Genomic DNA, 14,294 nt, shown 5'->3' with positions numbered 1-14,294 from the left:
AGCCCGGAATACGCCGATGTCTTTTGCGTCGCTTGGCCTGATCGAACCTTTGCTGCGTAATGTGCAGCGCCTCAAATACAAGACACCTACGCCGGTGCAGGCCAAGGCGATTCCCGCCGTGCTGAGTGGCAAGGACGTCATGGCCGCCGCGCAGACCGGCACGGGCAAGACGGCGGGTTTTGCGCTGCCGCTGTTGCAACGGCTCGTGCAGCATGGCCCGGCCGTGTCGAGCAACCGCGCGCGCGTTTTGGTGCTGGTGCCCACGCGTGAACTGGCCGAACAACTGCTGCAAAGTTTCATCGAGTACGGCAGCGGGCTCGACTTGCGATTTCTGGCCGCTTACGGCGGCGTGAGTATCAACCCGCAGATGATGAAGCTGCGCAAAGGCGTGGATGTCCTCGTCGCTACGCCGGGTCGTTTGCTGGATCTCAATCGTCAGAACGCAGTGCAGTTCGATCAAGTGCAAACGCTGGTGCTCGATGAAGCCGACCGGATGCTGGATTTAGGCTTCGCGCGCGAACTCGATGCCGTCTTTGCCGCCTTGCCCGCGAAGCGGCAAACCTTGCTGTTCTCCGCGACGTTTACCGACGATATCCGCGCCATCGCGGCGCGCATTCTGCGCGGCCCGGTCAATATCAGTGTCAGCCCGCCCAATGCCACGGCCAGCAAGATCGAGCAGTGGGTCGTTCCAGTGGATAAGCGGAACAAGCCCGATCTCTTCATGCATCTCGTTGCCGAGAACCGCTGGGAGCACGCGCTGGTGTTCGTCAAAACTCGCAATGGCGTCGATTACCTAGCGGCCATGTTGGATGAAGCGGGTTACGCGGTCGACACCATCCACGGCGATAAACCTCAACCGGCGCGCCTGCGTGCGCTCGAGCGATTCAAGACGGGCGAGGTACAGATGCTGGTAGCCACCGACGTCGCCGCGCGCGGGCTCGATATCGACGATCTGCCGCTGGTAATCAACGTCGATCTGCCGATCGTCGCGCAAGATTATGTGCATCGTATCGGTCGTACAGGCCGCGCGGGCGCCAGCGGCGTGGCGGTCTCGCTCGTATGTGCCGATGAAGCGCCGCAACTGGCCGCGATCGAGGCACTGATTCGGCAAACGCTGCCCCGTAAAGAAGAGCCGGGTTTTGAAGCCGAACACCGCGTGCCGCAAACGAGCGCGACGGGCGACATCATCAAGAAGCCCAAAAAACCGAAGAAGCAGAAAGTGCCGCAAGCTGCGTCGAGCACCGTGCAGGCGCCCGGCAAAAAACCGCGCCCGCAGCGCAATGAAAGCAAACGCATTGGCCAACCAACTGCGTCTGCACGTAAGCCGGTTGGCAAACACACCGGTGGTCGCGGAAAACGCCAATCGTGATCTGTGACCCCGGGCGTGCGAATTGCTTTATTGCGTAAGCAAGATATTCGCCCATTGCGCAATCAAAGGAGTTTGCATGGAACAAGTGATGAGATTGCAAGGCAAGACCGTGCTCGTGACCGGCGCGGGGCGGGGCATCGGTCGAGCTGTTGCCGTGCGTTTGGCGCAGGAGGGCGCGAAGATCGTCGTCAACGACCTGCGTGACGACGACCGTGCCCGGCAGACGTTGGCCGACGTGCGCGCCGCGGGAAGCGACGGGTGCATCGTGGCCGCCGATATCAGTGCTACGCAGGCGGGCCCCCGGCTGATCGAAGAAGCGGTCAAGCAGATGGGCTCGCTCGATGTGTTGGTCAACAATGCGGGCATAGAGCACAATGCATCGTTCCTCGATGTGACCGAAGAGGACTACGATCGTGTCCTCGACATCAATTTGAAAGGCGCGTTTTTCGTTACGCAAGCATTCGTGAGTCATTTGCGCGATGCGCAGCGCGGTGGACGTATCGTCAACATCAGCTCGGTGCACGAAGAATTGCCGTTTCCCCATTTCACGAGTTACTGCGCCAGCAAAGGCGGTATGAAAATGATGATGCGCAATCTCGCGATCGAGCTTGCTCCGCTCGGCATTACCGTCAATAACGTTGCGCCGGGCGCGATCGGCACGTCGATCAACGACCGCTTGCTCCATGATCCGGCACAACTGACCGCGCTGCTCGGCAACATTCCCCTCAAGCGATTGGGCAAGCCGCTCGATGTCGCTAACGCCGTACTGTTCTTGGCTTCGGACGAGGCCGACTATGTCACCGGTTCGACGCTCTACGTCGACGGTGGATTGCTGTGGAATTACGCGGAGCAATGAGTATGACGATAGCCGCGGATAACATGTTGGCCACCGGCGGCGCGGCGCCGGATGTCGCACACGTCGCGCCATCCGACGTACTGACGCCGGCCGACCGCTATCAGGAGTTGTTCGTCGCCGTGCAGATGGGGCGCGTGTTCGACGACAGCAAATCGTTTCCGGATTGCGTGCCTTGCGTGGACCCCGTCGAAATCATGCGGCGCTATCGCGCCGATCATAGGCTGCCCGGTTTCGATCTGAAGAATTTCGTGACGCGGCATTTCGCGCGCGAGAGCGTGCCGGCCGAGCACTACGTCGCGGATACGCAGCAGTCGCTCGCCGCGCACATCGACTCGCTATGGCCGGTGCTCAGGCGCGAGCCGCGCCACCATCCGGCGAACAGCTCGCTATTGCCGCTCCCGTACGACTACGTCGTGCCCGGAGGACGTTTCAGCGAGATGTACTACTGGGACTCCTACTTCACGATGCTCGGCCTGGCGGAAAGCGGGCGGCGCCATCTGCTGACCAGCATGGCCGACAACTTCGCCTTCCTGGTCGATCACTACGGGCATATCCCGAACGGCAATCGAACGTATTACCTGAGCCGCTCGCAGCCGCCCGTGTTTGCGATGATGGTCGACCTGTTCGAGACGCACGGCGTCCAGCCCGCCATTCGGTATCTGCCGCAACTGAAGCGCGAGTACGCTTACTGGATGGAATGCGCCGAGGACCTGGCGCCGGGCGAGGCGGCGCGGCATGTCGTGCGGTTACCCGACGGCGCGCTATTGAACCGCTATTGGGACGAACGCGATACGCCGCGTGACGAGGGCTATCTGGAGGACGTCGATACAGCGGCGCGCAGCGCGAGGGAGCGCGGCGAGGTGTATCGAGACCTTCGGGCAGGGGCCGAGTCGGGCTGGGACTTCAGCTCGCGTTGGCTCGCCGATCCGAGCGATCTATCGACGATCCGCACCACGTCGATCTTACCCATCGATTTGAACAGCTTCCTTTACAAGCTCGAGACGCAGATCGAAAAGCTTGCACGTGCTCACGGCGATGCGGCGACGGCCGACGCGTTCGCGAGTCGCGCCGCGTCCCGCCGTCGCGCCATCGATCGCTACCTGTGGAGCGAAAAGGACGGAGCGTTCGTCGACTACGATTGGCGGCTCGGCGTCCAGCGCGAAGGATTGAGCGCCGCGCTCGCGGTGCCGCTGTATGTCGGGCTGGCGTCACATGAGCAAGCGCATCGCGCTGCGCGTGCGCTCGAATCTCGACTGTTGGCGGCGGGCGGTGTGCGAACGACCGAGCAAGCCAGCCGGCAGCAATGGGACCAACCCAATGGATGGGCCCCGTTGCAATGGATGGCGACGCGCGGGTTGATCCGCTACGGGGAGCAGGCGCTCGGGCGCGAGATCGCGCACCGCTGGCTTGCCACGGTTGCGGCCGTCTATGAACGCGAGTTCAAGCTCGTGGAAAAATACTCGCTGCATCGGGACATCGATGCGGCGAGTGGCGGTGGCGGCGGCGAATACCCGCTGCAAGATGGTTTCGGATGGACCAACGGCGTCGTGCGCAAGCTGCTCGACGAGCATCCCGAACACGAAGCGAACAGCAGTCGTGCCGGGAGTTGATCGAAGGCCGGTGCTACGTGCGGGCACTCAGGAAGACATACTCGCGGCCGCGCAGCCTGTCGCGCCCTACATTCGCACGACCGCGGTCATCCGGGGGAGCGCGGTTGCTTCGACGTTGCGGCCGATACGTTTTTGCAGCTCGAATGCCTCCAGGCAGCGCCGATCCGGCGTCTTTGCGTTGAGGCTCGCATCGACCGGCGCCCGAACGCTTCAATACACCGATGCCATCCCCGGCGGCCGGTGCTTGAAGCGTCGATGCACCCAGTAGTACTGCTCGGGAAACTTGACGATCTGTTCCTCGAGAAACGCATTCATGCGGCGTGCGTCCACCGTATCGCATTCCGATGGGAAGTCCACGAGCGGCTCGAAAATCGTCAACTTATACCCTTCGTAATTCGGAAGCACCTCGGTCACGAACGGAACGACCCGCGCACGTCCCAGTCTCGCGAGACGCGAAACGGCTGTGAGTGTGCAGGCGGGAATGCCGAAGAAAGGAACGAAAACAGAGTTGTCGATGCCGTGGTCCATATCCGCCGCGAGCATGACGGGTTTGCCCGACCGCAACAATCCCACGATCTTTCTGGCGCTGGTCGCGCGCTCGATCATCTCCGCGCCGAATCGTCCGCGTTGCCGCTTGGCCAAGTCGCATAGGGCTGTATTCGACATCCGCGTGTACAGGGAGGCGACAGGCAGATGCGTCGAGTACAGCATGCACCCGACTTCGATGGCCACGAAGTGAAACCCCATGAAGATGGTGGGCGGGGCTGCCTCGTCGTCGAGATCGATCTTGCTTTCGATCTGGACGATGTCCCGGATCGCCTGCGCACGGCCGAACCACTGAATGCCTCGCTCGAGATAGCTGCGAACGACGTGGCGAAAGTGCTCTCTCGCGAGCGTCTGACGTTCTTGGCTGGTCTTCTCGGGGAAGCAAAGGCCCAAGTTCACGAGGACGATACGTTTGCGGCGGCTCGGCAGCGCGAACAACACCGTGCCGACAACCATCCCGAGCCTTGCGACGAACTTATAAGGGAGTACGGAAAGTACGCGTAGCAACGCTACGATGAGCACAAGGCTGAGGCGCTTCAATGCGTGTCCCTTCTGGATCGTGAAGTGTGGAAAGTGCCGTGAAACGCCAGGCAGGCCAACTTTCCGTTCGCCGCCGCTTCACAAGAATGGTTTCGCTCGAGTTGCCGGTCATGGACTGCACAGCCCAAGCCGGATGACCGGATCAAGGGGACGACTCGCGAATGTTGCGAGTGTAACAGGCGGATTTGTTCGGACCTATTGCGACGATTCCGATTACGCGATATCGATGCCGGTATCGATGCCGCGCGGCCACAGCGTGGGTTTCTCAAGTCATCGGATTACGATTTCAACGCACCGCTCATCCATCGCTCCTCCGAAGCCATGAGATGCGCGCGCATCGCCGTTTGCGCGGCGATGGGGTCGCCGGCCTGCAAACCCTTGAGCACGGCCTCGTGTTCTTGCACGGCCGCCGTCCACGTTTGGGCGCTTTCCGCATGACCTCGCATCGCGGCCGCAATCGGATCGTGGCGACTGTCGAACAACTCTCCCACGTAGCGGCTGAGTACCGAGTTGCCGGCGGCTTCCGCAATCAACATATGGAATTGCCGGTCTGCTTCGACCGGTGATTTACCTGCCGCCGCGAGCCGACGCATCCGTTCGACTGTACGACGTAACCGATCCAACATCGCGGCGGTCATATGCGCCGCCGCCAGCATGACCACACTGCCTTCGATCGCGGCGCGTGCCTGCATCAATTCCGAAGGGCTGTCCCCTAGCGCTCCCACCGTGCCCGCGGCGTCCTCGCTCGGCTCGCAGACATAAACGCCCGATCCCATTCGAATCTCGACCTGACCGCCTATCTCGAGCGCGATCAACGCTTCGCGCAGCGACGGTCGCGACACGCCCAGTTTCAGCGCGAGTTCACGTTCCGGCGGCAAGCGTTCGCCGGGCGGAAATTCGCCTTGGCGGATCAGCGCGAGGATCTGCGTGGCGACGGATTGGTAAAGCCGCTTGGGTTCTGTTGATTTCATCATGCGAGTGAAAGGGACGCGAGGGAGGCGCGCGCTGCCTGGGGCGAAGTCTAGCACGGTGGCTCAGAACCTTTACCTGGCAGGTGATTGGTGGCGATACCAGGGTTTCTACTATTGGTAAGAGCGGTGCAGATAAATAAACATTGGCTTGACCATGACAAAAAATTTGGCTCTAATCCATCTAAATTGGACTGACCGGCCGCAAGCCAGGTTGGCCGCACATGGAGACGTGATGACAGTGCCCAGCAGTTCACCCAGTCTCGCCGTTGCCGATCCGGACGTCCCGGGCCGGGAGATCCTTCGCCTCGAAGGCGTCGTGAAGCGATTTCCCGGTGTAGTCGCGCTCGACGGCATTCGTCTGGACCTTCGCGCGGGAGAGGTGCACGCGGTCTGCGGCGAGAACGGCGCCGGCAAATCGACGCTGATGAAAATCATCAGCGGCCAGTATCAACCCGATGAAGGCACCATCCATTACCGCGGCCAGCCGGTGCGGTTCGGTTCGACGTCGGAGGCACAGGCCGCGGGCATCGCGATCATTCACCAGGAGCTGAATCTCGTACCGCATTTGAGCGTCGCGGAGAATCTCTATCTCGCACGCGAGCCGAAGCGCGGACCGTTCGTCGATACCCGCAAGCTGAACGCCGACGCGGTGCGCTGCTTGCAGCGGATCGGCTTGGACGTGGCACCCACGACGCAAGTGGGCACGCTGTCGATCGCGCAGCAGCAGATGGTGGAAATCGCGAAGGCGCTTTCGTTCGATTCGACCGTGTTGATCATGGACGAACCAACGTCTTCCTTGACCGAATCGGAAACCGGGCAGCTCTTTCGGATCATTCAAGAACTGCGTGCGGCCGGCGTGGCGATTCTTTACATCTCGCATCGCCTCGACGAGATGGCTCAGATCGTCGATCGCGTGACGGTCATGCGCGATGGCAGGCATATCTCGACGGACGATTTCTCGGCGTTGACGGTGAACGACATCGTCGCGCGCATGGTCGGACGGTCGCTCGACGATGCGTACCCGGCGCGGCAATCCGTACCGACGCAAGAGGTGCTGCTCAACGCGCGCAATTTGCGCCGCAACGGCGTGTTCGGTCCCGTGTCGTTCGAATTGCGCAAAGGCGAAATCCTCGGCTTTGCGGGTCTCATGGGCGCCGGCCGCACCGAGGTCGCCCGAGCGATTTTCGGCGCGGACCGCTTGGACGAAGGCGAGGTCGAGTTGAACGGCGGCCGCGTGGCGATTCGCTCGCCGCGCGAAGCGATTCGTCATGGCATCGCTTACTTGTCGGAAGACCGCAAACAAGAGGGCCTCGCGCTCGGAATGTCCGTCGCCGCGAATATCACGCTTACGAACGTCGACGGCATTTCGTCGCGCACGGGCTTCTTACGCTTCGATGAAGAAGCCGCGATCGCACGCCGTTACGTGCAAGACCTGGCCATTCGCACGCCGTCGGTCGAACAGATCGTTCGCAATTTATCGGGCGGCAACCAGCAGAAGGTCGTCATCGGTAAATGGCTGTACCGAGGATCGAAGATCTTATTCTTCGATGAGCCCACGCGCGGGATCGACGTGGGCGCCAAGTTTGCCATTTACGGGCTGATGGATCGGCTCGCCGCGGACGGCGTCGGTGTCGTGCTGATCAGTTCGGAGTTGCCCGAGCTGCTTGGAATGACGGATCGGATCGCCGTCTTTCACGAAGGCCGCATAACGGCCGTTCTCGATACGAAAAAAACCGGTCAGGAGGAGATCATGCACTTTGCTTCGGGGCGTACACATGCTTGAAATGACATCCGATCGTAGTCAGCCCGCCGAGCGCTCGGCAAGGCAGCGACGCCGCGACCTGATTCAAAAGTTCGCGGCGCTGGGTAGTCTCGTTGCATTGGTCATTGCGTTTTCGGTCACGAGCTCGGCGTTCTTTTCCGTCGGCAACATGATGACGGTCAGCTTGCAAGTGACGTCAATCGCCTATCTGGGCGTGGCCGCAACCTGCGTCATCATCACAGGCGGCATCGACCTGTCGGTCGGCTCGGTGCTCGCGCTTGCCGGCGTTTCCGCCGCGTTGCTCGCCAAGTCGGGCATACCGGTGCCCGTCGCGATGCTTTGCGGCGTGCTCGTGGGGGCGCTGTGCGGATACGTCAACGGCACCTGCGTCACACGGATGGGGTTGCCGCCGTTCATCGCGACACTCGGCATGATGCTCGTCGCAAGAGGTCTCGCGTTGCAGATTACCGGCGCGCGGCCGGTCTCGGATCTCGGCAATGCGTTCGGGGCGCTCGGTAACGGCGCGCTGTTCCGGATCTCGCATATCGGCGCCGACGGATTTCCGGACACGACGTTTCCGGGGATTCCGTATCCGGTCGTCATCATGGTCGTGCTCTTCATCGCCGGTGCCATTCTTTTGTCGAAGACTTCGCTAGGGCGCCACATCTACGCCGTCGGGTCCAACCCCGAAGCGGCCCGTCTCTCCGGCGTCAACGTTCGCGGCGTGACGATGTTCACCTACGTGCTCTCCGGCGCGTTGGCCGGCGTCACCGGTTGCGTGTTGATGTCGCGTCTCGTGACCGGACAACCCAATGAAGGCGTCATGTACGAGCTCGATGCGATCGCCAGTGCGGTGATCGGCGGAACGTCGTTGATGGGCGGCGTGGGCACGATCTCGGGCACGGCCATCGGCGCGTTCGTGATCGGCGTGCTGCGCAACGGCCTGAACATGAACGGGGTATCCAGCTTCATCCAGCAGATCATCATCGGCGTCGTGATTCTAGGCACCGTTTGGATCGATCAATTGCGAAGCAGGAAGCGGTAATCAAGCGTAGTTCAACCATGAAAATAGAGGAGCGAGACATGCAGAGGCTTTCGATTTTTGCCGTATCGGCATTGTTGTGCGCGGCATTCAGCACCGGCGCTTATGCGGCCGGCGGCGAGATCGCGGTGATCGTCAAGACGGTCAATTCGAATTACTGGCAGAACGTGCAGAAAGGCGCGAAGGCCGCACTCGATGACGCGAAGGGTTTCACGATGACCTTCCAAGGCCCGGCCGCCGAATCCGATATCACGGATGAAGTGAATATGGTCGAGAACGCGGTCAACCGGCACGTCGCGGGCATCGTGCTCGCACCGTCCGATCCCGACGCGCTCGTCCCTGCGATCAAGAAGGCGTGGGAAGCGCACATTCCCGTCGTGCTGATCGACTCCGCGCTGTCCGACGCCGGCAAGCAGTACTACCAGTCGTTCTTGTCGACCGATAACGAGAAGGCCGGTGAGCTTTGCGCGCAGGCGCTGATCGACCGAGTCGGCCAGACGGGAAAGATCGCGCTCATGTCCTACGTGCCGGGCGCGGGATCCGAGATCGGGCGTGTCGGCGGCTTCAAGAAGTATCTCGCCGCACATTCGAAGCTGCAGATCGTCGGCCCGTACTACTCGCAATCGCAGATGGCGACGGCGCTGAATCAGACCACCGACGTGCTCTCCGCGAACCCTGACCTGAAAGGGATTTTCGGTGCGAACGAGCCGACCGCGATCGGAGTCGGCCGGGCGCTCAAGCAGTCGGGCAAGGCCGGCAAAGTCGTGGCGATCGGGTTCGACGGCAATCAGGATCTGCAAAATTTCGTACGCGACGGGACGATCCAAGGCATTGCCGTTCAAGGCTCCTATCAGATGGGATACAAGGGCATTCAGACGGTCGTCAACGTGATCGAACACAAGCCTGTCGCGAAGGATATCGATACGGGCGTCGTGATGGTCGACAAAAAAAACCTCGACTCGCCTGCGGCGAAGAACGTTCTTTACTAACCGTGCGGATGGCCTGCGCCGATGCCGGTGCCTGATCGGCGCAGTGCCTCGTTCGGTATCCATAACGATTGACCCTTTCTCGATTGCGTCCCTCGATGATCAACGCTCGCGAAATACATACCTTGCCGCGCAGTGGACTCGAACTGACTGCCCTGGGGTTCGGGTGCTCTCAACTCGGCGGCCTCTATCGTCCGATGTCGTCGGCCGATGCGCAGGCGCTCGTCGAGGCCGCGTGGTCGGCCGGCCTACGCTACTTCGATACGGCACCGTACTACGGCTTTACGCTTTCCGAGCGACGCATTGGGCAGGCGCTTTCGAACCGCGCGAGGGAAACCTTTTCACTGAGCACGAAGGTGGGCCGCTTGATGTGTCCCGATGCCGGCGTGCAGCCCGGCGAAGACGGCTGGGCCGAGCCGCTGCCTTTTCGGCCGATCTTCGACTATACCTACGGCGGCATCATGCGCTCGTACGAGGATAGCTTGCAGCGGCTTGGGATGACACGCATCGACATCCTCTACGTGCACGATATCGGAACGGTGACGCATGCCGATCGCCACGCGCACTACTGGGCTCAGCTTACGGAAGGCGGCGGTTTCCGCGCCTTGACGCAGTTGCGCGAGAGCGGCGCGGTGCGGGCGATCGGCCTCGGTGTCAACGAGTGGGAGGTCGTCGTCGATGCGATGAACGAAGTGCCGCTCGATGTGGTCATGCTCGCCGGACGGTACACGCTACTTGAACAGACCGCGCTCGAGCCGCTGCTCGACGCGTGCATCCGTGCTGAAACGGCTGTCGTTGCCGCAGGCGTATTCAATTCAGGCGTACTCGCCGGTAACGGCAAGTTCAATTATGCGGATGCGCCAGCCTCGGTCGTTGAAAAGGTGCGGCGCCTAGCCGATGTCAGCGCGCGCTTCGACGTACCGCTTCCGGCGGCTGCGCTGCAATTCCCCTTTGCCCATCGGGCTGTCGTTTCATGCGTCGTCGGCGCGCGCACGGCCGCGCAATTGGAGCAGAACATCGCATGGCTCGAGCGGCCGATACCCCCGCAGTATTGGCAGGCGTTGCGCGATGAGGGATTGATCGCCGCCAATGTACCGGTTCCGGAGGGGCAAGCATGACGCCGCGTATCGATGCGCACCAGCACTACTGGCAAATCGGCGATCGTGCCGGCTACTGGCCGCCTCCCGAGTTGAATGCGATCCATCGCGATTTCGGTCCGGCGGATATTGCGCCCGAGTTGGACGCGGCCCGAATCAGCGGAACGGTTCTCGTGCAGTCGCTACCTACCGAGAATGACACGCGCTTTTTGCTCGAACTCGCGGAGCGAACGCCGACCGTGTGCGCTGTCGTCGGGTGGGTCGATATGAAGGCTGCGGATGCGGCAACCAAAATCGCGGCATTCGCCGCGCAACCGAAGGCGCGTGGGCTACGGCCGATGCTTCAAGACCTACCGGACGACGCGTGGATCGACGATCCGATTTTGGATGGCGCCGTGGCGGCCATGATCGACCATGATTTGCGCTTCGATGCACTGGTGATGCCGCGCCATCTCGATGCGCTATACGAATTTGCCCGGCGCTATCCGGACCTGCGGATCGTCGTCGATCACGGCGCGAAGCCGCACATAGCGACAAAGCAGGTCGAGCCGTGGCTGTCCGCGATGACTAGGCTCGCGCTCCTGCCCAACGTGCATTGCAAGCTCTCCGGGCTTTGGACCGAGGCCGGCGACGCGGCCGATGACGACGCGCTCAGAAGCCGTGTTCGGCCCTATGTCCGAGCGGTGACTGAGCTATTCGGCGCGCGGCGATTGATGTGGGGCAGCGACTGGCCCGTGTTGCGTCTCGCCCCTGGCTCCGACGGTTATGGCGCATGGCTGGCCGCATGCGAGGACGATTGCACGCGGTTTTTGGGCGCGGACGCCGTCTCCGACGTTTTCGGCGGCAACGCATACACGTTTTATCGCGTCGGCGACACCCTTCGCCACGCATGATTTGATCAAGAGGAAATCCCTATGCTTAGCGTGATTTGCGAATCACCCGGAGTGTTGCGTGCGCAGCAGTCCGATATGCCTGTTCGAGGTGAAGGCGAAGTATTGCTGCGGGTATCGCGAGTTGGAATTTGCGGTACCGACTTGCACATCTTTACGGGCAACCAACCCTATCTTCAGTACCCTCGTGTGATGGGGCATGAGTTTTCGGGCCTGGTCGTCGAGGCGGAACAGAACTCGGGATTCGCTCCGGGCGACGGTGTCTATGTGATGCCGTATTTGTCATGCGGACGTTGCGTCGCATGCAGACAAGGTAAGACCAACTGCTGCGTCGAGATCAAGGTGCTGGGCGTGCATCGTGACGGCGCGCTCGCCGAGTACCTCAGCGTACCCGCGCAGTTCGTTCACAAGGCTGAAGGCGTCACGCTCGATCAAGCGGCGATGCTGGAGTTTTTGGCGATCGGGGCGCACGCGGTACGGCGCGCGGAGGTGTCGGCCGGTCAACGCGTGTTGGTAGTCGGGGCCGGTCCGATCGGCATGGCCGCCATGATCTTTGCGAAGCTTCGGGGCGCCAATGTGACGTGTCTCGATACGCGCGCCGATCGCCTCGAATTTTGCACATCGCAATTGAACGTCGATGCGGCCGTCAGTGTCGGTCCCAACGACGCCGAGCAGCTCGCATCGCTCACGAACAATGAGTTTTTCGATGCCGTTTTCGACGCGACGGGCAATATCGACGCAATGAACCGCGGGTTCGCCTTCGTGGCGCACGGCGGAAAATATACGTTGATCTCTATCGTGCCCGGGCAGGTGACGTTCTCCGATCCGGAGTTTCATAAGCGCGAGACGACTTTGCTTGCGAGCCGGAACGCGACCACCGCCGATTTCGAGACCGTGCTCGAAGCGATGCGTGCGGGCCGTATTCCGGATCAAGCGTTGAACACGCATCGAATGCGGCTTGCCGATGTTCCGGAAGCGTTTCCGCGTTTGCTGGAGACTGGGCAAACGGTGGTCAAGGCGTTGGTGGAGTGCTGAGCCATGTCATGGGACGTACGGGAAAGCGGCCATGAGTGAACCCATACTTCAGTTCGGCACGAGCCGGTTTCTGCTGGCGCACGTCGCGCTGTTCGTTTCGCAAGCGCTGGAGCGGGGCGATGCCATCGGCGGCATCAGCGTCGTGCAGACCACCGGCAATGCCGCCAGTCATGCGCGCGTCGCGGCGTTGGCGCGGCAAGCGAGCTATCCGGTGCGTATCCGCGGGAATGAGCACGGTGCCGTCGTCGATAGGGTGGTCGTCTGCGATGCCATTCGCTCGGCGTGGATTGCCGATCGCGACTGGGCGACGATACGCCGGTCGGCGATCGAAGACGTGCGCGTGATCGTGTCGAACACCGGCGACACCGGCTACCGCCTCGACGAGCGGGATTCGATCGATGTGCTATCAAAGGATAGCGCCGCGCCGCGCAGCTATCCGGCGAAGCTTCTCGCGTTGCTTCATTCGCGCTGGCAAGAACGTCCCGCCGACGGTGTATCGATTTTCCCTTGCGAGTTAGTGGAGAACAACGGCGACACGTTGCGCGAGATCGTGCTTGGCCTCGCGAAGCAATGGTCGCTGCCCGATTCGTTCATCGAATACGCCCGGCACCGATGTGTTTGGGTGAACTCACTCGTGGATCGGATCGTGTCGGCGCCTATCGACCCCGTCGGCGCGGTTGCCGAGCCCTATGCCCTGTGGGCCATCGAGCGACGGACGGGAATGGAATTGCCCTGCACGCACGAGAGCATCGTTCTGACGGACGACTTGCGGAGCCACGAACGGTTGAAACTCTTTTTCCTGAACCTCGGCCATAGTTGGCTGGCGGAGCAGTGGCTTACCGAGCAGCGGTCGATGTCGGAAACGGTGCTCGAGGCGATGCACGATGCGCGTATGCGCGCCGATATCGAGGCTGTATGGCAAGAAGAAGTCCTGCCCGTATTCGAGGCGATCGGCATGCGTGTTCAGGCCGAAGAGTACGTATCGAGCGTTCGCGAGCGGTTTAGCAATCCTTACCTGGAGCACCGCATCTCGGACATCGCGCAAAACCATATAGCGAAGGTCAAACGGCGAGTGTTGCCGCTGATCGAACTCGCGAACTCACTCTCGATGACGAACGCTCAACCGCGCTTGCGCGGCTTGCTCGGCAAGCGTGAACTCATCTAACAATCGAAGATTAGGACGAGAAGAGGACCATGCGCTACTGCCTTGCGTTGGACTTGAAAGACGATCCCGAACTCATCTCCCGCTACGAGGTGTTTCATCGGGACGTTTGGCCCGAGGTCGTCGGCCATATACGAGAGCACGGCGTCTCGAGTATGGAAATCTATCGCTTGGGCACCCGGCTGTTTATGATCATGGAGACGGACGATGCCGTCTACGACGCCGATCGAATGGCCCAAGCGGCGTCGAGCAATCCCGTGGTTCGACAATGGGAAACGTTGATGTGGGAGTTTCAAGCCCCCACCCCTTGGACGCCCACGGGACAAAAGTGGGTGACGATGGATCGAATATTCGATTTGCAGCAGCAGCGATAGGGTTCGCGCGAGGCGTTGCAACGTCGCGCTGGTTGGGCGATGGCAAGCTTCACG

The 14,294-nt window shown here is 61.4% G+C and carries 13 protein-coding genes; 11 read left to right on the top strand and 2 right to left on the bottom strand.

The genetic code is table 11. The annotated features are described in order from the left end of the window. Positions 1-16 precede the first annotated feature (16 nt). From C0Z18_RS26180 to treF, 3 genes are all read left to right on the top strand, one after another. Entirely contained in the window at positions 17-1,369 is a 1,353-nt protein-coding gene (locus C0Z18_RS26180) for a DEAD/DEAH box helicase (protein WP_199189557.1), read from the top strand. A gap of 76 nt (positions 1,370-1,445) precedes the next feature. After that, positions 1,446-2,225 (top strand): SDR family NAD(P)-dependent oxidoreductase, encoded by a 780-nt coding sequence (locus tag C0Z18_RS26175; protein WP_233217491.1) that lies wholly within the window; start codon positions 1,446-1,448, stop codon positions 2,223-2,225. A gap of 2 nt (positions 2,226-2,227) precedes the next feature. Further along, positions 2,228-3,835 (top strand): alpha,alpha-trehalase TreF, encoded by a 1,608-nt coding sequence (gene treF, locus C0Z18_RS26170; protein ID WP_408647126.1) that lies wholly within the window; start codon positions 2,228-2,230, stop codon positions 3,833-3,835. A gap of 210 nt (positions 3,836-4,045) precedes the next feature. Here the strand turns inward: treF and C0Z18_RS26165 are convergent, their stop codons facing one another. Together C0Z18_RS26165 and C0Z18_RS26160 are read right to left on the bottom strand one after the other, a co-directional pair. Continuing rightward, complete coding sequence (locus C0Z18_RS26165; protein ID WP_102648372.1) at positions 4,046-4,921, bottom strand: lipid A biosynthesis lauroyl acyltransferase; 876 nt, start codon at positions 4,919-4,921, stop codon at positions 4,046-4,048. Positions 4,922-5,199: 278 nt separating this feature from the next. Next, entirely contained in the window at positions 5,200-5,892 is a 693-nt protein-coding gene (locus C0Z18_RS26160) for a FadR/GntR family transcriptional regulator (protein WP_102648399.1), read from the bottom strand. Between the two features lie 232 nt (positions 5,893-6,124). On the opposite strand from C0Z18_RS26160, the gene C0Z18_RS26155 reads away from it, so the two are divergent. The 8 genes from C0Z18_RS26155 (at position 6,125) to C0Z18_RS26120 (ending at position 14,240) form a co-directional block, all read left to right on the top strand. Further along, on the top strand, positions 6,125-7,675 hold the full coding sequence (locus C0Z18_RS26155) for a sugar ABC transporter ATP-binding protein (protein WP_102648398.1): 1,551 nt from the start codon (positions 6,125-6,127) through the stop codon (positions 7,673-7,675). Beyond that, on the top strand, positions 7,668-8,699 hold the full coding sequence (locus tag C0Z18_RS26150; RefSeq protein WP_102648371.1) for an ABC transporter permease: 1,032 nt from the start codon (positions 7,668-7,670) through the stop codon (positions 8,697-8,699). Before C0Z18_RS26155 ends, C0Z18_RS26150 begins: the two co-directional genes overlap by 8 nt. A 38-nt stretch (positions 8,700-8,737) precedes the next feature. After that, positions 8,738-9,685: an ABC transporter substrate-binding protein gene (locus tag C0Z18_RS26145; RefSeq protein ID WP_102648370.1), complete on the top strand. Its 948-nt coding sequence runs from the start codon at positions 8,738-8,740 to the stop codon at positions 9,683-9,685. A gap of 98 nt (positions 9,686-9,783) precedes the next feature. After that, the gene (locus C0Z18_RS26140) at positions 9,784-10,800 is read left to right on the top strand and encodes an aldo/keto reductase (protein ID WP_102648397.1); all 1,017 of its coding nucleotides are present in this window, start codon (positions 9,784-9,786) and stop codon (positions 10,798-10,800) included. Further along, positions 10,797-11,672, top strand: coding sequence for an amidohydrolase family protein (locus C0Z18_RS26135; protein WP_102648369.1), 876 nt, complete (start codon positions 10,797-10,799; stop codon positions 11,670-11,672). Before C0Z18_RS26140 ends, C0Z18_RS26135 begins: the two co-directional genes overlap by 4 nt. 21 nt (positions 11,673-11,693) lie before the next feature. Further along, on the top strand, positions 11,694-12,704 hold the full coding sequence (locus C0Z18_RS26130) for a zinc-binding alcohol dehydrogenase family protein (protein ID WP_102648368.1): 1,011 nt from the start codon (positions 11,694-11,696) through the stop codon (positions 12,702-12,704). A 31-nt stretch (positions 12,705-12,735) separates the two neighbouring features. Then, on the top strand, positions 12,736-13,869 hold the full coding sequence (locus tag C0Z18_RS26125; protein WP_102648367.1) for a mannitol dehydrogenase family protein: 1,134 nt from the start codon (positions 12,736-12,738) through the stop codon (positions 13,867-13,869). Between the two features lie 29 nt (positions 13,870-13,898). Further along, the gene (locus C0Z18_RS26120) at positions 13,899-14,240 is read left to right on the top strand and encodes an L-rhamnose mutarotase (protein ID WP_102648366.1); all 342 of its coding nucleotides are present in this window, start codon (positions 13,899-13,901) and stop codon (positions 14,238-14,240) included. Positions 14,241-14,294 lie beyond the last annotated feature (54 nt).

This window comes from Trinickia dabaoshanensis (assembly GCF_002879885.1).
Taxonomy (GTDB): domain Bacteria; phylum Pseudomonadota; class Gammaproteobacteria; order Burkholderiales; family Burkholderiaceae; genus Trinickia; species Trinickia dabaoshanensis.
The sequence above is the reverse complement of the archived record's forward strand: the minus strand, read 5'-3'. Positions and strand labels throughout refer to the sequence as shown.